Annotated in this window: 20 protein-coding genes; 7 read left to right on the plus strand and 13 right to left on the minus strand. The window is 46.1% G+C overall.

Annotated features, from left to right (window positions below; all coding sequences use genetic code 11):
* Window positions 1-57 precede the first annotated feature (57 nt).
* The 3 genes from DXN05_RS22455 to DXN05_RS22470 form a co-directional block, all read right to left on the minus strand.
* Window positions 58-2412 carry an ABC transporter permease gene (locus DXN05_RS22455; RefSeq protein WP_116849555.1) on the minus strand — a complete coding sequence of 785 codons (2355 nt, stop codon included), beginning with the start codon at window positions 2410-2412 and terminating at the stop codon, window positions 58-60.
* A gap of 279 nt (window positions 2413-2691) precedes the next feature.
* Window positions 2692-3375 carry an ABC transporter ATP-binding protein gene (locus tag DXN05_RS22465; RefSeq protein ID WP_116849557.1) on the minus strand — a complete coding sequence of 228 codons (684 nt, stop codon included), beginning with the start codon at window positions 3373-3375 and terminating at the stop codon, window positions 2692-2694.
* A gap of 97 nt (window positions 3376-3472) precedes the next feature.
* Entirely contained in the window at window positions 3473-4726 is a 1254-nt protein-coding gene (locus tag DXN05_RS22470) for an efflux RND transporter periplasmic adaptor subunit (RefSeq protein ID WP_116849622.1), read from the minus strand.
* Between the two features lie 343 nt (window positions 4727-5069).
* Here DXN05_RS22470 and DXN05_RS22475 point away from each other — a divergent pair, with 343 nt between their 5' ends.
* Together DXN05_RS22475 and DXN05_RS22480 are read left to right on the plus strand one after the other, a co-directional pair.
* Entirely contained in the window at window positions 5070-6431 is a 1362-nt protein-coding gene (locus DXN05_RS22475; RefSeq protein WP_116849558.1) for a sigma-54-dependent transcriptional regulator, read from the plus strand.
* Complete coding sequence (locus tag DXN05_RS22480; RefSeq protein ID WP_116849559.1) at window positions 6421-7770, plus strand: sensor histidine kinase; 1350 nt, start codon at window positions 6421-6423, stop codon at window positions 7768-7770. Before DXN05_RS22475 ends, DXN05_RS22480 begins: the two co-directional genes overlap by 11 nt.
* Window positions 7771-7786: 16 nt before the next feature.
* Here the strand turns inward: DXN05_RS22480 and DXN05_RS22485 are convergent, their stop codons facing one another.
* The 3 genes from DXN05_RS22485 to DXN05_RS22495 form a co-directional block, all read right to left on the minus strand.
* Window positions 7787-8134 (minus strand): translation initiation factor, encoded by a 348-nt coding sequence (locus DXN05_RS22485; RefSeq protein WP_116849560.1) that lies wholly within the window; start codon window positions 8132-8134, stop codon window positions 7787-7789.
* An 18-nt stretch (window positions 8135-8152) separates the two neighbouring features.
* The gene (gene nadC, locus DXN05_RS22490; RefSeq protein ID WP_116849561.1) at window positions 8153-9016 is read right to left on the minus strand and encodes a carboxylating nicotinate-nucleotide diphosphorylase; all 864 of its coding nucleotides are present in this window, start codon (window positions 9014-9016) and stop codon (window positions 8153-8155) included.
* A 76-nt stretch (window positions 9017-9092) separates the two neighbouring features.
* Complete coding sequence (locus tag DXN05_RS22495; RefSeq protein ID WP_116849562.1) at window positions 9093-9476, minus strand: DUF4783 domain-containing protein; 384 nt, start codon at window positions 9474-9476, stop codon at window positions 9093-9095.
* A 117-nt stretch (window positions 9477-9593) separates the two neighbouring features.
* Between DXN05_RS22495 and gpmI the strand changes: the two genes are divergently transcribed.
* Both gpmI and yihA read left to right on the plus strand, forming a co-directional pair.
* The gene (gpmI, locus tag DXN05_RS22500; RefSeq protein ID WP_116849563.1) at window positions 9594-11123 is read left to right on the plus strand and encodes a 2,3-bisphosphoglycerate-independent phosphoglycerate mutase; all 1530 of its coding nucleotides are present in this window, start codon (window positions 9594-9596) and stop codon (window positions 11121-11123) included.
* Between the two features lie 134 nt (window positions 11124-11257).
* On the plus strand, window positions 11258-11908 hold the full coding sequence (gene yihA, locus DXN05_RS22505) for a ribosome biogenesis GTP-binding protein YihA/YsxC (protein WP_116849564.1): 651 nt from the start codon (window positions 11258-11260) through the stop codon (window positions 11906-11908).
* 24 nt (window positions 11909-11932) lie between these two features.
* Here the strand turns inward: yihA and DXN05_RS22510 are convergent, their stop codons facing one another.
* The 6 genes from DXN05_RS22510 to mutY all read right to left on the minus strand — a co-directional run bounded on the left by DXN05_RS22510 (window position 11933) and on the right by mutY (window position 17831).
* Window positions 11933-13312: a LutB/LldF family L-lactate oxidation iron-sulfur protein gene (locus DXN05_RS22510; protein WP_116849565.1), complete on the minus strand. Its 1380-nt coding sequence runs from the start codon at window positions 13310-13312 to the stop codon at window positions 11933-11935.
* Window positions 13313-13414: 102 nt separating this feature from the next.
* On the minus strand, window positions 13415-14002 hold the full coding sequence (locus DXN05_RS22515; RefSeq protein WP_116849623.1) for a DUF3109 family protein: 588 nt from the start codon (window positions 14000-14002) through the stop codon (window positions 13415-13417).
* Window positions 14003-14031: 29 nt separating this feature from the next.
* The gene (gene gldD / locus DXN05_RS22520; protein ID WP_116849566.1) at window positions 14032-14631 is read right to left on the minus strand and encodes a gliding motility lipoprotein GldD; all 600 of its coding nucleotides are present in this window, start codon (window positions 14629-14631) and stop codon (window positions 14032-14034) included.
* 71 nt (window positions 14632-14702) lie between these two features.
* Window positions 14703-16040: a gliding motility-associated protein GldE gene (gene gldE, locus DXN05_RS22525; RefSeq protein ID WP_245975279.1), complete on the minus strand. Its 1338-nt coding sequence runs from the start codon at window positions 16038-16040 to the stop codon at window positions 14703-14705.
* A gap of 108 nt (window positions 16041-16148) precedes the next feature.
* On the minus strand, window positions 16149-16601 hold the full coding sequence (locus DXN05_RS22530; protein ID WP_116849567.1) for a single-stranded DNA-binding protein: 453 nt from the start codon (window positions 16599-16601) through the stop codon (window positions 16149-16151).
* Between the two features lie 153 nt (window positions 16602-16754).
* The gene (gene mutY, locus DXN05_RS22535) at window positions 16755-17831 is read right to left on the minus strand and encodes an A/G-specific adenine glycosylase (RefSeq protein WP_262511514.1); all 1077 of its coding nucleotides are present in this window, start codon (window positions 17829-17831) and stop codon (window positions 16755-16757) included.
* Between the two features lie 229 nt (window positions 17832-18060).
* Here mutY and DXN05_RS22540 point away from each other — a divergent pair, with 229 nt between their 5' ends.
* From DXN05_RS22540 to DXN05_RS22550, 3 genes are all read left to right on the plus strand, one after another.
* Complete coding sequence (locus tag DXN05_RS22540) at window positions 18061-18351, plus strand: HU family DNA-binding protein (protein ID WP_116849569.1); 291 nt, start codon at window positions 18061-18063, stop codon at window positions 18349-18351.
* 22 nt (window positions 18352-18373) lie between these two features.
* Window positions 18374-19225, plus strand: coding sequence for a tetratricopeptide repeat protein (locus DXN05_RS22545; RefSeq protein WP_116849570.1), 852 nt, complete (start codon window positions 18374-18376; stop codon window positions 19223-19225).
* A gap of 367 nt (window positions 19226-19592) precedes the next feature.
* Window positions 19593-21140 (plus strand): Rne/Rng family ribonuclease, encoded by a 1548-nt coding sequence (locus DXN05_RS22550; RefSeq protein ID WP_116849625.1) that lies wholly within the window; start codon window positions 19593-19595, stop codon window positions 21138-21140.
* 640 nt (window positions 21141-21780) lie between these two features.
* On the opposite strand, the gene DXN05_RS22555 is transcribed toward DXN05_RS22550, so the two are convergent.
* Window positions 21781-23142: a RagB/SusD family nutrient uptake outer membrane protein gene (locus DXN05_RS22555; protein ID WP_116849571.1), complete on the minus strand. Its 1362-nt coding sequence runs from the start codon at window positions 23140-23142 to the stop codon at window positions 21781-21783.
* Window positions 23143-23157: the final 15 nt, after the last annotated feature.

Below are 23157 nucleotides of genomic sequence, written 5' to 3' on the forward strand. Positions count from 1 at the left end.
GCAGTTTTACTGTTTTTGGTAATGTTTTGCCTGTGAAACGATGCTGGTACAGAAATGTTACTCTGTTTTCAAAGTTTTTACCGGATTTGTTACGGCAGCTCTTATGGCCTGGTAGCTTACACTGCCAAAAGCAATGAGCAGCAAGGCAGTACCGCCTGCGGCAAACATCCACCACGATAAGCCGATGCGGTAATTGTATTGCAGCAGCCAGCCATTCATCATGTACCAGGCAACCGGCAGTGCCACAGCAAAGGCGATGGCGATTAACCATAAAAACTCTTTCGACAGCAACAGCACTATGTTTTGTACAGAAGCGCCCAGCACTTTGCGTATGCCTATTTCCCTGCTGCGCTGTACCGCTGTAAACGATGCCAGGCCCAGTAAACCGATGCAGGAGATAAATATGGTTAACGCCGCAAAAAGTTTGGCCATGGTGCCCATCATTTGCACATCCCTGAACTTGCGTGCATATTTTTCATCAAGAAAGTTGTATTCAAACGGGTAATCGGGGTTGTATGCTTTAAAGATGTTGCCAATGGCAGCCAGGCTGGCCTGTGTGCTGCGTGCGGGGTTGAGGCGTATATTAATGATGTTCGACCAGTCGGCCCCTTCAATCATCATGGGTTTGGTAACATCGAGCGGTGAGCCCCATACAAAATCTTTAAAAACGCCCACCACATGCCATTTCACAAAATCCTTGTCGATAAGCACGCCCAGCGGCTGCTTAAGTCCCATGGCCTTTACCGCCGATTCATTGAGCATACAGGCAGTTGAATCTGTAGGAAAATTCTTCCCGTCAATGGCCCTGCCCAGCGTCATTTTGATATCAAAGGTTTTTTCAAAATCGCCGGTGGTGGCCATCATATCGAATACGATATTGGCATTGGGGTCTTTGCCCGGCCAGTTTAACCCCCAGCTATTGCTGCGGGCATTATCGAGCGATTGATTGGTTTTACAAACCGCAACAGCAGCACCGCTGGTGAGCAGGTCGTTTTTTACCGCATCGAATTTATCTCCCAGCTGCCCGGATAATCCGGCGTATACAATATTGTCGCGGTTGTAGCCTGCATCCCTGTTTTGGGCATACCGTATCTGGAAATAAATAACAATGGTGGCAATAATAAATACCGTAGAGCAGGCAAACTGTGTAACCACCAGTACTTTGCGTGGTGTAACAGAGGCTTTGCCGGTTACAATTTTCTGCTTGAGTACTACGATGGGTTTAAACGAAGAGAGATAAAAAGCAGGGTAACTGCCTGCCAGCAAACCGGTGAGCAAGGTGGCGCCTGCACCCAGCAGCCATATAAAGGGATGGGCAAAATCGATATGCAGCTGTTGCCTGGTTAGCTGGCTGAAAGCCGGCAGCAGCAGGGTTACCAGTACTATTGCCAGTACAAACGAGGTGATGGCCAGCAACATTGATTCCAGCAAAAACTGCAGTACCAACCCGCTTTTACCGGCGCCTACTACTTTACGTACGCCAACTTCCCTTGCACGTTTTTCGCTGCGTGCGGTGCTCAGGTTCATAAAGTTGATACAGGCAATGAGCAGTATGCTGAAAGCGACTGCAATAAACAGGTTCACTATTTCGATGCGCCCGCCGGCAGGGTGGCCTTCTGCAAATTTGTTGTGCAGGTGATATTGTGATAAGGGATATAAAAACACATCTACCTTTTCATGCCCGCCGCTGTGTTTCCTGGTAATACCGGCGATCTTTTTATTTACGGCATCTACGCTGGCATCCGGCTTCAGCGTTACATAGGTTCTGAAGGCATTGTTACCCCAGTATTGGCGATCCCAGCCCATTTCATTCAAAAAGCTCCAGGGCAGCAGGTAATCGAATCCGAAAACGGTATTGGCAGGCAGTTCTTTTAAAACACCGGTGACTGTGAAGTTGGTGGTATTGTTGATCTTTACCGTTTTGTTCATCGGGTTTTCGTTACCGAACATCTTTTTGGCGAATGTTTCGGTAATCACCACACCATGTGCATCACGCAGCGCAGTATACTTATCACCTTGCAGCAAGGGGAAACTGAACATGCTTAAAAAAGAACTGTCTGTAATAAAACAGCTGCCATTCAATGCCAGCTTACCATAAGCAAACAAAAACTGCTCACCTGTTGTACGCACCATCTGGTCTATCTCCGGGAACTCGGCCTTTAATGCAGGGCCCAACGGAGATGGAGAACTTTCCCAGCAATTTACCTGGTTATCGAGCGTTGCCTTATTATACGCCATGTACAGGCGATCGCTTTTTTCATGAAAACGGTCGTAGCTCATTTCATGCCGCAGCCAGATGGCCAGCAGCATAAAGCAAACCAACCCAACAGTTAATCCTGCAAGGTTAATAATGGAAAATACTTTATTGTGCAGCAGGCTGCGCCATGCCGTTTTAAAATAATTACGGAGCATTGGAATGAATGGGGTTGACCAGTTAGAAAAATCTGTTGAATAAAGCGTTGGGCGTAATATCACTGCCCGGTGATTCGCTTACAGAAATATGAACGCCCGGCATGGAAGCATTTCCCTGGCAGTCTTCAGTAGTTTTGGTTGCGGCCCTTCTGGCGGCATAATTGTATGAGAGAAAAAATATGCCGGCAGTTACCATCCCCAACAAAAAGCAAATAGTTTTGGCTGAAACATTCTTGTGCTTGCGATAGATGGATAACAGGTCCGGCATAAATTATTTTTTTAGAGCAAACTGTTGATATTCTCTGTAACAGTCTGTCCGTCGAGCATGCGTATAATGCGATGGCTGTAACGGGCATCGTGTTCACTATGGGTAACCATTACAATGGTTGTACCCTGTTCATTTAAATCGGTAAGCAATTGCATTACCTCGTTACCGTTAGATGAATCGAGGTTACCGGTGGGCTCATCCGCCAGTATCAGCTTGGGCTGGTTTACTACGGCACGGGCTACGGCCACACGCTGTTGCTGACCACCTGATAACTGCTGGGGGTAGTGATTGCGGCGGTGCATGATCTGCACTTTATCCAGCACTTCTTCTACGCGCTTTTTGCGTTCAGCAGGTTTTACGCCTGTGTAAATCAGCGGCAGTTCCACGTTTTCAAAAACAGTGAGTTCATCAATGAGGTTAAAACTCTGGAATACGAAACCGATATTGTGTTTACGCAAATCGGCACGTTTGCGTTCGTTGAAGTGCGCTACTTCAATTCCATTGAATAAAAAGCTGCCTGCATCAGGATCGTCGAGCAACCCCAGTATATTCAGCAGTGTGGACTTGCCACAACCTGAAGGCCCCATTACTGCAACAAATTCGCCGTCTCTAACTTCAAAAGACAATTTGTTTAACGCTACTGTTTCTACTTCTTCCGTGCGGTAAACCTTTTCAAGCGCAGAAATTTTTATCATGACAATTCGGTTTAAGTTTAAGTTTTAAGTGTTTACAGTTGACGTATCACTGTTTCATGTTACTATATAGGTGGTCACAATTTAGTGAATCGGGTGACTATTTCTTCAGCACCAGCTCTTGTATGTTGCCATAATTTTCGTAGCTGCTGGTAATTACTTTATCGCCCGGTTTCAGGCCCTGCATTACTTCAAAGTAATCCTGGTTCTGGCTGCCCAGCTGCATGTCTACCTTATAAGCCATTGTACCGCTTTCATTCACTTTAAATATCCAGTTACCGCCTGTTTGCTGGAAGAACCCGCCTCTTGGTAACAATACGGCCTGTTTGGCATCGCTCAGGGCCAGCAGAATTTGCAGGGTTTGTCCGCGCCGTATGCCTTTGGGCGCCTTACCTATAAATTCCATGTCTACCTGGAAACGGTTATTGGTTACCTGTGTGTATACTTTTTTAATCTGCAGGTTATAGTTGCTGTCAGCAAAGCTGAAAGTGCCTTTTAAGCCGGTGATAATACGCGACAGGTAGTGTTCATCCACATCTACACGTACTTTATAACCGGTAAGCACGTCTATCTGGCCCAGGCGCTCGCCCTGTTTTTTGTTCTGGCCAATTTCTGCATCCAGTGAGGTAAGCTGTCCGTCAACCGGGGCACGTACCACCAGGTCGCCTACTTTTTTACGGGTAAGCTGCAAGGCATTCTGCGAGCCATTGTACAGCTGGCGGGCCTGTTCAACACCCTGTTTGGTAGAAACCGAATCCTGTGAAAGAATTCTTTTGGTGAGTTCTTTTTTCTGGAGGTTATAGTTGTAGGTATTTTCTGCCTGTTTAAACTCCTGCAGGCCGATGGCTTTCTGTTCGTACAGGTGTTTATCGAGCAGGTAAATACGTTCTGCTTCTTTCAGTGTATTGTCAACATCCGTCATCTGGTTCAGCTTGCTCACGGTATTCTGCTGTGCGGCGTTTTGTGCAATCTGCATCTGCGTAAGCAGGTTAAACACCGATGTTTCCTGGTTCACCAGGCTCAGCTCAAGATCGGTATTAGACAGGCGCAGGATAGGCTGGCCCGCTTTCATAATCGTTCCGTCTTCCACATATCTTTCTTCCACCCTGCCGCCTTCCATGGCATCGAGGTAAATGCTGTTTTCGGGTAAAACAATGCCGTTTACAGGGGTTGTTTCCTGGAATGTGCCTTTCTGAACTTCACTGATGGTGATACGGTCGGTCTCCACATTCAGTTTTGAATTACCCGAAGTAAAATAATAGCTGGCGCCGATAAGTACTACCAGCGCAGTAACACCGCCTATGGTAAGCAACTTCTTTGTAGTCCATTTTCTCTTTTGTAACACTCTGTCCATCTGTTCTGAATTTTTTCTTTTTTTAAAAAACACCCGAGGTAAAGACAACGGGTTTTAATGCACATGGGAAAACTTGTTGCTCTTCTGTTTTCAAACCTGTGCCAATCCAATTTGCTATTGAATTACAAATAGTTAAGGTTTGCACCAGTGTCTGTTCTGTATCAAAGCGAACACACAGTGTCCGCTTTTGATACAGCATATTGTACGCTGTACCTGTTAGGTATTAAAAACCAACAATTTAGGTTTATGGTATACCGGGTGATAAATTGGTTAGCGATTGTGTATCATATAGTTTTATTTCAAACGGTTTGTTGTAATATTAACATCGAAAGTTCCCATTAACATGAATCTGAAAAATGCTTCCGTCCTGATTATTGACGATGATCTGGATGTGCTTACGGCGGTTCGCCTGCTGCTGAAAACCGAATCGAAAGAAGTTGTTACCGAGAAAAACCCGGAAAACATCCGCAACCTGCTGTCTAAACAATCGTTCGACCTGATATTGCTCGATATGAACTTCAACAGTTCTATTAATACCGGTAATGAGGGGTTATTCTGGCTGCGTAAAATAAAAGAGCTGGGCTCTGCCGCTGCGGTGATTATGATTACCGCCTATGGCGATATTGACCTTGCCGTTCGTTCTCTGAAAGAAGGGGCAGCCGATTTTGTGGTAAAACCCTGGCACAACGAACGCCTGATTGAAACCATTAAAGAGGCCCTGCGCAAGAAAGATGCCGGCAAAACCAGCGCTGCCAACGGCAAAGGCGATAAAATTATCGGCTCTGAACTGCTGGGCGAAAGTGAAATTATGCAGGACATCTTTTACAAGATTGAAAAGATTGCGCCCACGGAAGCCAATATCCTGATACTGGGCGAAAACGGTACCGGTAAAGATCTTATTGCCAAAGCCATTCACCAGCATTCCATCCGCACCAAAAATGCGTTTGTGAAAGTGGACGTGGGTGCACTTACAGACAGCCTGTTTGAAAGCGAACTGTTCGGGCATAAAAAGGGCGCGTTTACTGATGCGCGGGAAGACCGTATAGGCCGTTTTGAATCTGCCAGCGGCGGTACGCTGTTCCTGGATGAGATTGGTAATATATCACTGCGCCAGCAGGCGAAGCTGTTAACTGCACTGCAAAACAGGCAGATTACCCGTTTGGGCGCCAATGATGCCGTACCGGTAGATATACGCCTGATATGCGCCACCAACGTGCCGCTGAGCGAACTGGCCAATGAAACACGCTTCAGGAAGGATTTGATATACCGCATTAACACCGTTGAAATTACCGTACCGCCATTGCGCAAAAGGGCCGATGATATTGTGCTGCTGGCCAAACATTTTATTAAAATATACACGGCGAAGTACATGAAGCCGAACCTGGAAGTATCGGCCGGTGCTATTGAAAAACTGAAATCGTACCACTTTCCCGGCAATGTGCGCGAGCTGCAGTACACTATTGAACGCGCGGTGATTATGGCTGAAGGTGACGACCTGCAGGCGAAAGACCTCTTGTTCTCGCCCATTGAAGCAGCATCCAGCGAAGTGAATGATGAAAAAGAAGATTACAAGCTGAGCACCATGGAGCGCAACACCATTTTAAAAGTAATTGAAAAACATAACGGCAATATCAGCAAAGCGGCAAAGGAACTGGGTTTAACGCGCACTGCTTTGTACCGCCGCCTGAATAAATATGACATTTAGAAGATACGAATGGAGCCTGATTTTGCGGGTAGCGTTTTTATTTGCCACCATCACACTGGCTTCTTATTTAACCCTGCAACATTCGTGGCTATACCTGTTTTTTGTAGCCCCGGTAATACTGCTGCAGCTGATCGACTTCTACCGGTTTCACCGCAAATCGCAGGAAGAGGTGGAACAGTTTGTTGAATCGGTGCGCTACCGCGATTTCTCCCGCAACTTTGATGTAAAGCAGGCCCCGCTTGAATTACGCGCATTGCGTAAGGGTTTTAACGATATCAACGCCACGTTCAAGCACATTAGCCGCGAACGCGAAACGCAGTACCAGTACCTGCAGAAGATACTGGAACTGGTAGATACGGGCATTATCTCGTACGAGATGGAAACAGGTGAAATATCCTGGCTCAACGAATCGTTTAAACGCCTGATGGGTATTCCGTATCTTAAAAACATACAGGCGCTTGATAAACGCGACCCCAACCTGTATGAAGAAATAAACAGCCTCAAATACGGCGAGAGCAAAATTGTAACCCTGCTGAAAGATAAGAACGCATTAAAGGCCCTGGTAACTACTGCCGCTTTTCAAACAGATGGCAAGGTGTATAAACTGGTGGCTTTTCAAAACGTAAACGAGGCATTGGATGAAACGGAATCTAAAGCCTGGCAGCGATTGCTGAGTGTAATGACACATGAGATCATGAACTCTGTTGCGCCTATTTCTTCACTGGCCGATACGCTGAAAACAAGGCTCAGCCATTCAAAAGCAGAGCTGCCACCCGGACAGGTGCATGTATTCGAAGACCTGGACCTGGGTATTGAAACCATCAAACGCCGCAGTGAGGGATTGCTGAAATTTGCAGAAACTTACCGCAACCTGAATAAGATTACCAAGCCCAACCTGTCGCGCGTGTTCATCAGCGAAATGTTCGAGAACCTGCACCAGCTGATGGCGCCTACGCTTGAACAGAAAAACATTGAGCTGGAAGTAATTCTTAAAGATCCACTGCTTACGGTTGAAGCGGATATTAACCTGATTGAACAGGTACTTATTAACCTGGTGGTAAACGCCATGGATGCTGTGAAAGAACAGCCGGAACCATTGATCACGCTCTCCGGCAGCGTGGTTTCTTCAACCGGTAAAGTGGTGCTGAATATTGCCGACAATGGCACCGGCATGCCCGAAGAAGTGGTAGACAAAATTTTTATCCCCTTCTTCAGCACCAAGAAAAACGGCAGCGGTATCGGCCTTAGCCTGTGTAAGCAAATCATGATGCTGCACAAGGGTAATATTCATGTACAGTCTGCCGAAGGTGAGGGCACGGTGTTTAGTTTGATGTTCTAGGAAAACCCCCACTGCCCTAACCTGCTTTCTTCGTTTGCTTGTATTCATTCTTCAACAACCATTGCAGCACTTTATCGCGTTGGTCGCCCTGAACAATGGCTTCACCGTCTTTAACGCTGCCGCCGGTGCCGCAGTAGTTTTTGAGTTGCTTGCCCAGTGTTTCCAGGTCTTCTGCAGTGCCAATGAAACCCTGCACCAGCGTTACGGCTTTGCCTGCACGTTGTTTGGTATCGAGCCGTACACGCAGCTTTTGCTGTGCGGGTGGCAAGGTGGCCTGTGCTTCGTTTTGCTCAGGTTCAAACTGGAAACCGGGATCTGTGCTGTATACGAAACCTCTTGTATCGGGTTTAATTTTTTTGCTCATGGGTTACTGATTTTGGGGTTATACCAGAACGGCTTTCAGGCTCAGGTCAAGGCTCTGCGCCTGGTGAATCAATCCGCCAACACTTACGTAATCTACACCGGTTTCGGCATAACTGGTAATGGTTTGCAGGTTAATGCCACCGCTCGCTTCTGTTTCAAATGCACCATCAATTATTTTCATGGCTTCTGCCACCTGGGCAGGTGTAAAATTATCTACCATCAAACGGAATACTTTGCCTTTGCCAATACGGCATACTTCCTTTACATCCTCAATGCTGCGTGTTTCCACTTCTATCTTCATGCCGGGCTTTTGGGTTTGCACATAATCCCATGCACGGTTAATGGCAGCTTCCAGTCCGCCTGCATAGTCAATATGATTGTCTTTCAGCATAATCATATCATACAGCGCAAAGCGGTGATTTACCCCGCCGCCGATGCGTACAGCTTCTTTTTCCAGCAAACGGAAATTGGGCGTTGTTTTGCGTGTATCGAGTACGCGGGTATGGTAGCCCTGCAGTTTTTCAACGTAGGTATGCGTAAGGGTGGCAATGCCGCTCATGCGTTGCATGCAGTTTAACACCAGCCGTTCGCAGCTGAGTATGGTATGAATGGAAGCGGCGATTTCAAAGGCTTTTTCACCCGTGTGCATGGCATCACCGTCTTTTTTAAAAGGCGTGAATACAGCACCGGGCTCTACCTGTTTGAATATCTTTTCTGCTACCTCCATGCCTGCGAGTATGCCATCCTGCTTTATTTTCAGCACCGCCTTGCCCTGCTGTTGCGGGGGGATGGCGCTGAGGGTAGAATGATCGCCATCGCCTATATCTTCTTTCAGTGCCGCGCTGATAAGCTCGTGTAACTGCTGGTTAAATTGCTGATTCATGGGTGCAAAGCTAAAAAGAGCGGGCCACTCTGACAGAGCGGCCCGCTGGAAAATTTTAATGTTATTTTTAATCCAATCAACTGTTAATACGGATGGTAATGATCGACATTTTATCACCTTTAGCCTTCATCATCATGGTAACATTATAAGCCTTATAGGCACATTGCAGCTTACCGGCAATGTACATGGTACCACTCATTTCACGTTGCGAAGTGGGCTCAAAGCTCTTCACATGGTTTTCTTCAAAGAAGTTCCTGAGGGTAATACCAGCCTGATTTTTACCAACGTTTTTAATTTCGTCCTTCTCGGGAAGCTTGATATCCAGTATATTATCAAAATACTGGCTCAACATTTCCGCATTGCCTTGCTTAAGGGCGGATACTATGCTGTCAGCGTCCGGACCAACCCTGAAAGCCGCCAGTATCAGTGCGAAACCGGCTAGTAGCATGATCTTTTTCATATTGAAGGGAAAATTTCTGCCTCTCCTGGCGCTAAAAACATGCCAAATCTCGTTAATATTCTCCCGCTAAAGATAAGGGCTTCCTGCAAATCTTCAAATTGCCCTAACTTTAGCCGCATGGAAAACAAGAAAGCAATACTGATTATCATGGACGGATGGGGACTGGGCAAAAGCAAAACTACAGATGCCATCCAGAATGCAAATGTTCCTTTTGTAAAAGGTTTATACAGCCAATATCCGAACACGACGCTCGTTACCTGCGGTGAAGAAGTAGGTTTGCCCGACGGCCAGATGGGTAACAGTGAAGTAGGTCACCTGAACCTGGGTGCCGGCCGTATTGTGTACCAGGAATTGCAGCGCATTAATGTAGCTATCCGCACAGGCGAATTTGCACAAAATGCACAACTGTTAAAAGCCATTCAATTTGCCAAAGCAAACAACAAACCCCTGCACCTGCTGGGTTTGGTAAGCGATGGCGGTGTGCACAGTCATATTAAACACCTCGCTGCATTGTGTGATGTGTGTAAAGCACAGGGCCTGCAGGATGTATATATTCATGCCTTTACCGATGGCCGTGATACAGACCCCAAAAGCGGCCTGGGCTTCTTAAAAGAATTACAGGCGCACCTCAATAACTCCATAGGTAAAATTGTTTCCGTAAGCGGCCGTTACTATGCAATGGACCGCGACAAACGCTGGGAGCGCGTGAAACTGGCGTACGATGCACTGGTAAATGGCGAAGGCGCTAAGGCTACCGATGCCATTGCAGCGGTTGAACAGTCGTACGCAGCAGGCATTACAGATGAGTTTATCAAACCAACGGTGATCATCGGCGGCGATCAGCAACCGCTGGCTACCATTAAAGACGGGGATGTGGCTATCTGTTTCAACTTCCGTACAGACCGCTGCCGCGAAATTACTGAAGTACTTACCCAGCAAGACCTGCCTGATTTCGGTATGCATAAGCTGAACCTGCATTATACTACCATGACGGAGTATGATAAAACGTTTAAAGGAGTGAATGTGGTATTTGAAAACGACAACCTCACCAACACACTGGGTGAAGTAGTTGCAGCCAATGGCAAAAAACAGATACGCATTGCAGAAACAGAAAAATACCCGCACGTAACCTTCTTCTTCAGCGGCGGACGTGAAGTGCCTTTTGAAGGTGAAACACGTTTAATGGCAGCTTCTCCCAAAGTAGCTACCTACGATCTGCAGCCTGAAATGAGCGCTTACGAGCTTACCGATAAACTGGTACCTGAAATTGAAGCAGAATCAGCAGATTTCATTTGCCTCAACTTTGCCAATACCGATATGGTGGGTCATACCGGTGTATTTGAAGCTGTAATAAAAGCCGCCGAAACCGTTGACGCCTGCGTAAACCGCGTGGTTACAGCCGGTCTGGCACATGGCTATACCATTTTGGTAACTGCAGACCATGGCAATGCCGATAACATGGTAAATGAAGACGGCTCGCCCAACACGCAGCACTCGCTTAATCCAGTGCCACTGTTCCTTATCAGCAACGATGGCAAATACAACACCATTAAAGCCGGCAAGCTGGGCGATATCGCTTCTACTATCTTAACCATTATGGGCCTGCCTATTCCAAAGGAAATGACGGGCAACGTACTGGTTAGCTAACATATGCCACAACAAAAAAAGCGCTTCCGTGCAGGCTATTGTAGCCGGAAGCGCTTTTTATATACTTTCCCTCCGCAGCCATCAAACCATCCAACAATCTGGTCATTTAGCCCATTTTTCGCTTTCTTTGCGGCATGATCATCAGGAAAGCAGTGTATTTGATATCCAGTCCGTCGGTAGATAAATGTCCCAAAGCCGACCGGGCCGAGTATGCCTTTATCGGGCGCAGTAATGTGGGCAAATCATCGCTTATCAACATGCTGTGCAATAATTCGAAACTGGCTAAAACTTCGGCGGCACCGGGTAAAACACAAAGCATCAACCATTTCACCGTTGCCAGCAGCCGTTCTGAAAAAGGCGCGGTAAGCAATTGGTACCTGGTAGATTTACCGGGTTATGGTTATGCAAAAGTGGCGCAGCAAAAGCGCCGCAGCTGGGGGCAGATGATTGAAAACTACCTGCGCAAACGTGATAATCTCATTAATTTATTCGTACTGATCGACAGCCGTCATGAGCCGCAGGAAATTGACCTCGAGTTTGTAAACTCTTTGGGCGAATGGCAGATTCCTTTTACGCTGGTGTTTACCAAGGCCGATAAATCGAAACCCGGCCGTGTACAGGCCAATGTAAAGGCCTTTCTTGATTCTATGCTGCAAACCTGGCAGTTTTTACCGCAAAGCGTTATTACCAGCGCCACTACCAAACAGGGGCGTGAGGAATTGCTGCAGATACTCGATGAAAGCAACGTACGCTTCCAGGAGCACCAGCGGGGCGACAGTGAATAAAACCAGGCCATGGTAAAAAAGCAGTTATGCCTTTTTACCATGCTCGTCTTTCCACATTTCATTAAATGTTTTCTGGCTGAAGTTGAGTTCACTGCGGTGGGTAGTCCAGCCCTTGAATACCTTGTTCACCACCCAGTTCTTGGTTTTACCGCTGCCAATATTCATCATGCCGCGGTTTAAACTGGCCGTTTTCCAGGCTTTCCAGGCCATTCTTTCAGCGAAAGTGCTATCCCCTTCCTGTACCGCGATGTTGCGGTTTTCGAGCAGTAATTCATGCAGGTTAATGCGTACGGGGCATACCTCTGTACAGTTGCCACACAAACTGGATGCGTAGCTCAGGTGTTTGTATTCATCTACGCCGCGCAGGTGGGGCGTAATTACTTTACCAATAGGGCCGCTGTAGGTAGTGCCATAGCTGTGGCCGCCAATGTTCTTGTATACAGGGCAGGCATTGAGGCAGGCGCCGCAACGTATGCAGTACAAGGCTTCGCGCGTATTGGCGTTAAGCAGGTTGGTGCGGCCGTTATCGAGCAGTATCACATACATTTCATCCGGCCCGTCTACTTCACCCGGCTGGCGCGGACCGCTTACAATGGTGTTGTATACGGTTACCTTTTGCCCGGTGCCATAGGTGGCCAGCAGCGGCCAGAACAATCCGAGATCTGCCAGTGAAGGAATTACTTTTTCAATGCCTACAATTACGATGTGTGTTTTAGGCCATGATGCGCTAAGGCGGGCATTGCCTTCGTTTTCAGTGAATGCGATGGCCCCGCTGTCGGCAATAATAAAGTTGGCGCCGGTAACGCCTATTTCTGCGGTTACATATTTTTCGCGCAGTTTGTTGCGGGCAACCAGTGTAAGCTGTTCGGGGGTTAAATTGGGGTCGGTACCCAGTTTGTCTGCAAACAGTTTGGCCACATCTTCCTTGCTTTTGTGCATGGCAGGGGTAACAATGTGGTAAGGCGGTTCTCCATCCAGCTGCTGAATATATTCGCCGAGATCGGTTTCAATGCTTTCTATGCCGCGGTTTTCGAGGTAATGGTTCAGGTGAATTTCTTCTGTTACCATGCTCTTGCTCTTTACCACTGTGCGGCATTGTTTGGCATCACATATTTTACCTATTTCTTCCAGTGCCTGCTCGGCTGTTTCGGCCCACAGCACGGTAGCACCGCGTTTGGTGATCTGCAGTTCAAATTCTTCGAGTTGCTGATCAAGCGTTTCAATGGCGCGCCATTTCACATTCTTGGCGTGCTCACGGGCAAGCATTACATCGGCAAATTGCTCTTTACCACCCGGTACGGCAGCGTTGTAACGACTGATGTTGAAGTTGATTTTACGCCTGTGCTCCAGGTCGGCTGACTTGATTGTGCTTTTGGCTATAAAACTTGCTGCAGATTCGTTCATACCATCAATTTTTTCGCGTTACAACAGATGCGGTTGCGGTGAGGACAAAAAAGGGCGCAAAGTACAGATTGGTTACTGCAACATTCGCGCCCATATAACAAGTTACTGGCTGTCTTTGATGTGTTTGGCTGTTTGGTCGAGCGTATCGTAAAACTCTTCACCGTATTTGCGGATGATTGCTTCTTTCAAAAAAACATACGCCGGCACTTTCAGGCGTTTGCCCAGTTTGCAGGCGGCCTTGCACAGGTCTTCACGCGGCTCGTAGTTCACGTATTCCATATCGGGGTCCTGTTTGCTGCGTTGTATGCGAATGGGAAACAGGTGACAGCTGATGGGTTTTTTCCATTCTATTTTGCCTTCGAGATACGCTTTTTCGATGGCGCATTTAACCGTACCGGTTTCATCGCGGTAACCGTAGGCGCACATTTCGCCTTTAATGGTGGGAGTTACCCAGCCAAATTCGCGGTCGTAAATATATTTTCCCTGGCGTTCAGTTTCCTTAATGCCTTCGGGCGTCATATAGGGCAGTACGGCATCGTACACGGCAATCAGCTGGTCAAGCTCCTGTGTTTCAAGGGGCGCGCCTGCATCACCATCTTCACAACAACCACCCTTGCATTTGCTTAAATCGCAAACAAAATGTTCGTCAACCACTTCATCGCTGATAAGCACCTGATCAATTACAATCATCACACATGAATTAATCAGCAAAAATAATATTATTTACCCTTCCATTTTAACGTATTAATCATATGCCGCATATCTTCTACCAGGAAGGCATTAACCGGGGCCAGGGAATCCTGGTTGGGGGTGGCATCAAAATACAGGGCGCCGCGCAGGAAGTGCCGGGTAGAATCGGTTACAAAAAACTGGTTGGCAGTAGCCACATCACCTGCCACCTTAAAAAACATACCATGCACACCATTGGGGGTAACCATCAGCGAATCGTCGATGCCATTGGCCTTTACAGCGTGTTTGTTGGTCATGTTAAACGCATCGTTCAACAGTTTATCGAGCTTGTACTGGCCAACTATTTTATAGCTGATGTATACACGGCCGCCAAACTGCGGGAAGTTGATATTGATCCACCACGGGTTTTCGGTTTCACCGCCAAAGAACGTAGAATCCTTTACCACATTGGCATACACGGGATATTCGAAAGAATAGGGATAACCGGGCTGATCAAACAACTGGTACTTTTTTTCGGGAAAACTGATTTTATAGTACCCGCGCGGACGTGGTGTAAACGTACTGTTACAGGCCAGTGCCGTGATGAGTGTAATAGCGGTTAAAAGAAAGGCCGGTGTTCGTGTATGCATAATATCTGTTGCGGGGCAAAAATACAGGGTGCCGCAATACGGGAGGCAGATTTAACAAAGAAGCCGCAGTATTACTCCTGCGGCTTTATGGTAACTTTTATTTTCTGAAGGCGGTTTTTCACCATTTCCAGCACGGTAAATTCAAAATCACCGCTTGGTATTACTTCGTTTACTTTGGGAATATCACCGGCAATTTCCAGTACCAGGCCGGCCAGCGAATCGGCTTCACCTTTTACATTGTCGAAGGTGTCTGAATCAAGCCCCATGCCTTTGCAAACATCATTGATCATGATTTTGCCTTCAAACACATAGTTATTTTCATCCAGCTTTTTAAAGTTGCTGTCTTCTTCGTCAAATTCATCCCTGATATCACCGATCACTTCTTCAAGAATATCTTCCAGCGTAATGATACCGCTGGTTCCGCCAAATTCATCTACCACTACGGCAAAGTGAATGCGTTTGGACTGAAACTCTTTCAGCAGGTCTTCAATCAGCTTCTGTTCGTGTACAAAATAGGGCGTGCGCATCAGCGAATGCCAGTCAAAATCGGCTTCCTTGCCAAGATAAGGCAGCATGTCTTTGGTATGCATAATACCCACCACATCGTCCAGGTCTTCTTTGTATACCGGCAGGCGGCTGTAGTGCAGTTCTTCCACTTTATTGATTACATCGGCAAAGCTGCTGTTGAAGTCAATACCGCTTACATCGAGGCGGGTTTTCATTACCTGTTTAACGGTAATATTGCCAAACTTCACAATGCCTTTAAGAATATTCTTTTCCTTTTCAGAAGCAGAGCTGTCGGTAGTAAGGTCAATGGCGTGATCCAGCTCTTCCAGCGTATAGCTGCCGCTGTTTTTGTTGGCAAGTTTCTTTTCAATTACATCAGAATACTTTACCAGCCATTTGCCCATAAAGCTGAACACATAACTGATGGCTTCTACCAAAAAGCCCACATCTTTAGCAAAACGGATGTTGTTCTGTGTGGCCATTACCTTGGGCATTACTTCGCCGAACAGCAGCAGTACAGCTGTTACGGCCACTACTTTTATGAGGAACTGTACCCAGGGAATGTAAATATTGTTGAGTGTAAACAGGTCATCAATTACCACGTTGGAAATGATGATAATGCCGATATTGGCAAAACTGTTGGCGATAAGTAAGGTAGCCAGTAATGATTTTGGGTCTTCGAGTAAGTCGAGTATGCGTTTGTAAGGGTGCTGCTGACGGGTTTTCAGCATATTGATATCCTTGTGGGTAAGCGAGAAAAAGGCCACTTCAGCGCCCGAAACGGCGAATGAAAAGCCCAGCAGTACCACCAGCAGGATAACCAATATGGTAGTAGCCTGCATATCAGCAGCTACATATCCCAATTGAGCAATACCGCGTATAACAACCGAGTGAGGGTTCAAACTTGCTATTTTTTAATGAATAATTACAAGCGCAAAGGGCCGGATGATCGGCCCTTGGTTTTACAAAAATATGTTCTTTGTGTATATGTAATGCACCTGTATGTTAAATCAGAATGGTAATCCTTCCGTAGGGTCGGTTAGCGGTGGTGGTGGGGGCACATCCGCGCTGTAGCCTTCGAGGGCATCAGTTCCCGAACCGGTTGAATGATAGGTACCGCCGTGACCATCGCCGCGTTTATCGAGCATGATCAGGTTATCGCCTACAATCTCAGTTGCAAACTTTTTGTTGCCGTCTTTGTCTTCCCAGCTCCGGGTTCTCAGTCGTCCTTCCACATATATCAGGCTGCCCTTGTGCAGGTATTTCTGCGCAAGTTCCGCCAGTCCGCGCCATAAAACCACTGTATGCCACTCTGTTTGCGATATCAGCTTGCCGGCCCTGTCTTTGTATGTTTCAGTTGTTGCCAGCGGAAACTTAGCCACCGCAATATTGCCTTCCAGGTACTGTACATCCGGATCTTTGCCCAGGTTACCAATGAGCATTACTCTATTTACGCCTCTCATACAATAGGTTTTATTCGCCTGAAAATATTTTCACTTTCTTTCATGAAACACTGTAAGTGTAGTTGAATTTACAATATTTCAACACCTTATTAAAATTAATTTCTTTTTGAAAACAAAGTAAAATACAATAAAAAAATTCATGCCAAAATGTTTTTAAAAAAGACTTTGCTGAAAAGCGCCTGTTTGCAGGTAAGTGTTGATCACTTTAGGGAATGCCAGTACAGGCAGGTTTTTCACCGGGTGCCAGGTGTAATGCTGCAGGTTGGCCGGCACTTTGGCCAGTGTGGCGGCAATAAACCAGGCTTTGATGGTTTGGTGGGTAAGCTGTTGCGCAAGCAAGGGGGAAATATGATTTACAGCTGTTGCATTTTTACCAAACTGCTCATGCAGCCAGGTTTGGGCCGTGGCCTTATCCCAGATAATCTTGTCATCACTTTCCAGTAAATAGAACTCGAACAGGTTCTCCCAAATGTCTTTCGCGCCGCGCTTATGCACCAGTACCTTGTCTCCGGCAACCAGTATAAAGTAAGTAAACCAGCGCGTTTTTTTCTGCAGTACCTTCTCTTTTACAGGCAATGCATTTACCCGGCCTTCTTTATAGGCAATACATTGTTGCTGCAGCGGGCAGTGATTACATAGTGGCAGCGCGGGTTTGCACACGGTAGCACCAAAATCCATAATGGCCTGGTTGTACAATGCCGGCTGCTCTTTGCTAAGTACCAGCTGCGCCAGACCAGTAAATTCCTTTTTACCAGCCGTGCTGTCTATTGGCGTGCTGATGCCAAACAAACGCGACAGCACGCGAAACACATTGCCGTCTACCACCGCATGCGGCAGGTTAAAGGCAAAAGAGCTGATAGCTGCTGCCGTGTACGGACCAATACCTTTCAGTTCAACAATTTCCCCGTAGGTGGAAGGAAAGATGCCATTGCGGTTTTGCACAATATCACGGGCAGTGAACAACAGGTTTTTGCAGCGGTTATAGTAGCCCAGGCCTTCCCATAGTTTAAACACTGTTTCGTCGGGCGCAGCCGCCAGTTGCTGTATGGTGGGATAGTTTGATATAAACTTTTCGTAATACGACCAGCCCTGCTCTACCCTTGTTTGCTGCAGAATTACCTCGCTGAGCCATATTTTGTAGGGATTTTTTTCACCTTTCCATGGCATTTGGCGGAGATTATCGGAATTATGCCATTGCAGCAGGCGTTGCGTTATAACTGAATGATTCACTTCACAAAAATGAAACTTTAATTCAACAATTCCCCGTTTTTGTTGTTTGGTGAAGAGGTCCCGTAGAACAATTGGCCTTGGTGAAAGTTATGCGCGCGCTGCAAGCCTTCAAACAACTGCGATTCAGCGTTAAACATCTTTCAAAAAAAAACCATTTTTCTTTTGACATCGGGTTTTTTGTTTTATTTTAGATGTGTATAAGTCTAAACAAGCATAAACAGCTAAAAAAATGAGAAAGTCAGATTTGATCAACAATATTTCAGACAAAACCGGTATCCCGAAAGTGGATGTACTGGTTACACTGGAAACGATGTTGAAAGAGATCAAGGAAAATCTTTCCAAAGGGGAAAACATTTACATACGTGGTTTTGGCAGCTTTATCACGAAGAAGCGGGCCGCTAAAATCGGGCGTAATATCAAGAAGAATGTTGCGGTGGAAATTCCTGAGCATTTTATCCCTGCGTTCAAACCCTCTAAAGAATTCGTTAACGAAGTGAAAGAAATGCGCAAGGTAGAATAACTTCGCAGCTCAAATTTACTTCGTGAAAAAGCAGCAGTTTATTTTAGTAGGCTCAGGCCTTGTATTATTGGTTCTGTTATTTTTCTTTGGCAAAACGGTTCCCCCTCAAAAAACAAGCACTTCAGCATCATCCCCCAATGCTGCCGGAAATAATAGCCAAACAGTTAGCACGGAAAACTTACTTGCACAGGCAAAGCAAAAGCTTACACCTGAGCAGCAGGCTTTTATTGCCCATCTTGAAAATAACGTCACCCGCGGCGATGTAAAAACGCAGCAGCTTGACGCCTACCGCCAGCTTTCTCACTTCTGGAAAGACACTGTTCACCAGCACGAACTGGGACTTTATTACCTGGCCGAATCAGCCAAGTTGGAAAATTCTGAAAAAAGTCTCACCTTTGCAGCCCATTTGTTATTAGACAACCTGATGGCGATAAACGATCCAGGCATGCAAAACTGGATGGGTTTACAGGCTAAGACATTGTTTGAGAAGGCGCTGGAGTTAAACCCGGCCAACGATTCAAGCCGTGTTGGACTAGGTGCCTGCTACATGTTTGGCAATGTTTCTGACAACCCGATGGAAGGCATTTTAGCCGTTCGCAAGGTAGCAGAAGCACACCCTGATAATATGTATGCGCAACTGGTGTTGGGTTTGGGTGGTGTTAAAAGCGGCCAGTATGATAAAGCCATTGAACGCTTTTTAACAGTCGTAAACAAGGAACCAGGCAATATGGAAGCCATATTAAACCTGGCCGAAACCTACGACCGCAAAGGCGACAAACCCAATGCCATTAAATGGTATCGTGTAATAGAACAGATGATCGGCGTTCCGGAAGCGAAGAAGGAGATTGAAGAACGCATCAAAGCATTACAATAACTTTTTTTCATTGTATAACTTAAAACTTATTCGAGTATGCCTTGTGGTAAAAAGAGAAAACGTCATAAGATCGCGACACACAAACGCAAAAAAAGACTGAGAAAAAACCGTCATAAGAAGAAGAATAAATAATTAAAACTTCTATCTTACTGTCATAATAGTATAGTGCCGGGTAGCTGTAAGAGGCTGCCCGGCATTTATACCTTAACAGACAGCTATTCCTTGACTTCCGCCTCGCAACTTTACCTTTTCCTTATCAACCAAAAGTGGCTGGATTCTGTGGGATTTTTGTTGTGCTGACACTTTTGTGCTACCCGTTACTGAATGGAAATAAGAAAAGGATAATAACTAATTAAAGTTGCTATTTGTGAATAAAGAATTAATTATAAATGCAGCCCCGACCGGCGTGGAGATAGCTCTGCTGGAAGACAAAAAGCTCGTGGAACTGCATAACGAAAAAGCCGACGCAAATTTTGCCGTAGGCGACCTGTACCTGGGTAAGGTTAAAAAACTGATACCAGGGTTAAACGCCGCTTTCGTGGATGTAGGATTTGAAAAAGACGCATTCCTGCATTACACCGATTTAAGTCCGTACGCCCGCTCTATCCTCAAGTTCACCCAACTGGCCATGGCCGATAAGGACCCCAACGGGTTCGATTTCTCGAAGTTCCAGATTGAACCGGAGATTATTAAAACAGGCAAAATAAACGAGGTGCTGAATGGCAAACCCCATATCCTCGTTCAGATTTTAAAAGAGCCTATTGCCGCCAAAGGCCCGCGTTTAAGTTGTGAAATCTCCCTCCCCGGCCGTTTTGTAGTAGTTACACCGTTTAACGATATCGTTGCCGTTTCCAAAAAAATTCATTCTTCTGACGAGCGCAAACGCCTGCAGAAAATTGTAGAGGCCATTAAGCCCAAAAACTTTGGTGTAATTGTACGTACTGCCGCTGAAGGTAAAAACACAGCCGAACTGCACGAAGACCTGCGCACGCTGATAGATACCTGGAAAAATATACAGCACAACCTGAAAGGTGCACAGCCCCCTGCCAAAGTACTGAGCGAACAGGATAAAACCACCAGCATTCTGCGCGACCTGCTGAATGAAGATTTTAACCGCGTGGTGATCAACGACAAAAATATTTACAACGATACTAGGAGCTATGTGCAGAAAATTGCACCGCACAAAGCCGATATCGTGGTGTTTCACAACAATGGCTCGGCCGTGTTTGACCAGTATGGTATTACCAAACAGGTAAAATCATCGTTCGGTAAAACCGTAAACCTGCCCAGTGGTGCGTATCTCATTATTGAGCATACCGAAGCATTGCATGTAATTGATGTAAACAGCGGTTACAAAAGCGTAAGCAATAACCAGGAAGAAAATGCACTGGAAACCAACCTTGAAGCTGCCGAAGAAATTGCACGCCAGTTAAGGCTGCGTGATATTGGCGGTATCATTGTGGTGGATTTTATTGACATGAAGCTTCCTGAGAATAAAAAGAAGCTGCAGGAAGCCATGGAAGGCTTTATGCGCCCAGACAGGGCCAAACATGCCGTATTGCCTATTTCCAAATTCGGGTTGATGCAGATTACGCGCCAGCGCATGCGCCCCGAGGTAACCATCAACACCACTGAAACATGCCCCAGCTGCGGTGGCTCGGGCAAAGTGGCACCTACCATGCTGCTGGAGGATGAAATTGAAAAACGCCTGCATTACCTGGTATCACACCAGCACAAAAATTTAACCCTGGTAGTGCACCCCATCGTGTACTCGCATCTTACCAAGGGCATCTTCTCTATCCGGTTTAAATGGCGCAGGAAATACAAAATGCCCATTAAAATCAAAAGCTCTTCGGATTACTATTTTACCGAGTTCCATTTTTATGATGCGAACGAAGAAGAAATCAAACTCTGATACCGGTAACCCGGTTTCCTATACAAAAAAGCCCGGCGCAAATTGCACCGGGCTTTTTTAATAGCCTGAAAGAGGCGGTGAGAAGAGAAAGTCAATAAAGCATATGCAGTTTTTGTTTTTAGAAATAGCAATGGGTACAGCCACTCTTTACAGGGCCGCAATAGTTGGGCATATGCTCATGCAAGCAAAAAACAAAGGGACTGTTGTTACGTAAGCAACAGTTTATTTGATGCGGGATTTTTGTATAGAAGAAAAGCAGTTACGCGAACTCCGGGGAGTGCTTAAGTTAAAGGGCTGTAAAGCACATGCGTATTGTATGGCTGGCGAAGCAAGGAAGATTGGCGTTTATACAAAAAAATAACAGCAGTTAGTTGAGGCGCATGTAAGCGGCGTTTGGGGTTGAGGAATGATCATCTTTCAGCGGAAACAGCGGCCGGAAGATTTGCCCCACCGTGAACGGCAGGGCCTCTCATGTGCATCAAATATCTGGTTTTGCAACCAGTTTTATTAGTAAGTTCTAAATTTCGCGATTTGTTATCGATTGGTTAAAAATATTGAAAAACTTATAACCGAACAACTTTAGTACAAAAGAATTTTAAAAAAAATTGTGTTTCTTATCGATTCAAAATCAATATAATATTTATTTATATGCCTGGTTTTGTGTTAGGCTTGGATTAATGCGTGTTTCACGCAGCGGAATGGGGTAAATCAATCGGCCATCGTTCCACGGATAGTTTGGCCCAACGCTTCCTTTTAATCTTTTTACATCATCCAGGGTAAATCCTTCAAATGATAGTTCAAGTTTACGCTGCAATAAAATCTCGTCCAGTGTTAAGTCTGCTTCGTCAATTGGGCCGAGCAATGCCCTTGTTCTGATGGCATTGATATCATCGGCAGGTGATGCGCCAACACTGGTACCCTGCCTGAAGTTTGCTTCGGCACGTATCAGGTACATTTCTGCAAGGCGAATGGTGTGTACATTGCCATACAGGTTGTCAAACTTCTGCGTGTAATATGATCCGTCTGATTCATTGAAGAAATTAGCACGGTCATCTCCTTCCTCGTATAGGGCAAAATGATTATTCGTCATTTGTATATCACCCCTGTTGCTTAATGCATAAAACTCGTTGAAGCCATTGGTGCCCGATGTATTGGTTACCTGCATGGCCAGTATGTCTTCTGCAGTATTGGCAATAGGTGCAGGCGGATCGATGGACGGAAACGCTTCTGCGAATGTTTTCATCAGCTGAAACTTACCGGAGCCGATTACTTTATCAGCTTCCAGCGCAGCGTTATCATAATCACCCTTCTGCAGGTATACACGTGCCAGCATGGCTGAGGCTGCAAGACTGCCTGCATAAAAACCATTGGTAGGTGCGAGTTCCGCTTCCGCATCTTTCAGATCGCTGATTACCTGTGCGTATACCTGTGCCACTGTACTGCGTTTTACTTTCAGCGAATCGCTGATGCCAAGTGTAGGGGTAAGTATAACAGGCACACCGTCATTGGTTGCAGGGTCACCATCGTTCCAGGCTTTGGCATACAAGCGCACCAGCTGAAACAATGCAGCGCCCCTGATGAATTTTGCCTGGCCCTCAAGATCGCTTTTTATACTGCTGCTTTTTACAACAGGCAATGCAGCGAGTACATTGTTTACATCGTTAATCGCTTTATAACCGGCCAGCCAGGTGGAGGTTACAAAATTATTGTCAACCGTAATTTTTTTGTTGTATATATCGGTAAAGCCCTGGTAGGTACCTGACCAGTTCAGTTCATTGTAATCGCCCAGTAAATCGGGGCCCATAAAGGCACGGCCGCCATAAAAATCAGAACTCGCAAAATCGTAGTAAGCGCCTTTCATGGCAGCTTTCACATCATCGGTGCTGGAAAGTGCGTCGGAATTGGCAATGCTGATAGATGGCTTCAGATCAAGCTGCTTGTTACAGCCTGCCAGCACAGCAACAATTGACGCAGTGAGTATGGTATATATTGTACGATTCATTACTTGCAGTTTTAG

Source organism: Deminuibacter soli, from assembly GCF_003412455.1.
GTDB classification, from domain to species: domain Bacteria; phylum Bacteroidota; class Bacteroidia; order Chitinophagales; family Chitinophagaceae; genus Deminuibacter; species Deminuibacter soli.

Excerpts from the sequence above, each read along its gene's own strand:
- DXN05_RS22455 (WP_116849555.1), bottom strand. The coding sequence starts at position 2,412 with ATGCTCCGTAATTATTTTAAAACGGCATGGCGCAGCCTGCTGCACAAT.
- DXN05_RS22465 (WP_116849557.1), bottom strand. The coding sequence starts at position 3,375 with ATGATAAAAATTTCTGCGCTTGAAAAGGTTTACCGCACGGAAGAAGTA.
- DXN05_RS22470 (WP_116849622.1), bottom strand. The coding sequence starts at position 4,726 with ATGGACAGAGTGTTACAAAAGAGAAAATGGACTACAAAGAAGTTGCTT.
- DXN05_RS22475 (WP_116849558.1), top strand. The coding sequence starts at position 5,070 with ATGAATCTGAAAAATGCTTCCGTCCTGATTATTGACGATGATCTGGAT.
- DXN05_RS22480 (WP_116849559.1), top strand. The coding sequence starts at position 6,421 with ATGACATTTAGAAGATACGAATGGAGCCTGATTTTGCGGGTAGCGTTT.
- DXN05_RS22485 (WP_116849560.1), bottom strand. The coding sequence starts at position 8,134 with ATGAGCAAAAAAATTAAACCCGATACAAGAGGTTTCGTATACAGCACA.
- nadC (WP_116849561.1), bottom strand. The coding sequence starts at position 9,016 with ATGAATCAGCAATTTAACCAGCAGTTACACGAGCTTATCAGCGCGGCA.
- DXN05_RS22495 (WP_116849562.1), bottom strand. The coding sequence starts at position 9,476 with ATGAAAAAGATCATGCTACTAGCCGGTTTCGCACTGATACTGGCGGCT.
- gpmI (WP_116849563.1), top strand. The coding sequence starts at position 9,594 with ATGGAAAACAAGAAAGCAATACTGATTATCATGGACGGATGGGGACTG.
- yihA (WP_116849564.1), top strand. The coding sequence starts at position 11,258 with ATGATCATCAGGAAAGCAGTGTATTTGATATCCAGTCCGTCGGTAGAT.
- DXN05_RS22510 (WP_116849565.1), bottom strand. The coding sequence starts at position 13,312 with ATGAACGAATCTGCAGCAAGTTTTATAGCCAAAAGCACAATCAAGTCA.
- DXN05_RS22515 (WP_116849623.1), bottom strand. The coding sequence starts at position 14,002 with ATGATTGTAATTGATCAGGTGCTTATCAGCGATGAAGTGGTTGACGAA.
- gldD (WP_116849566.1), bottom strand. The coding sequence starts at position 14,631 with ATGCATACACGAACACCGGCCTTTCTTTTAACCGCTATTACACTCATC.
- DXN05_RS22530 (WP_116849567.1), bottom strand. The coding sequence starts at position 16,601 with ATGAGAGGCGTAAATAGAGTAATGCTCATTGGTAACCTGGGCAAAGAT.
- DXN05_RS22540 (WP_116849569.1), top strand. The coding sequence starts at position 18,061 with ATGAGAAAGTCAGATTTGATCAACAATATTTCAGACAAAACCGGTATC.
- DXN05_RS22555 (WP_116849571.1), bottom strand. The coding sequence starts at position 23,142 with ATGAATCGTACAATATATACCATACTCACTGCGTCAATTGTTGCTGTG.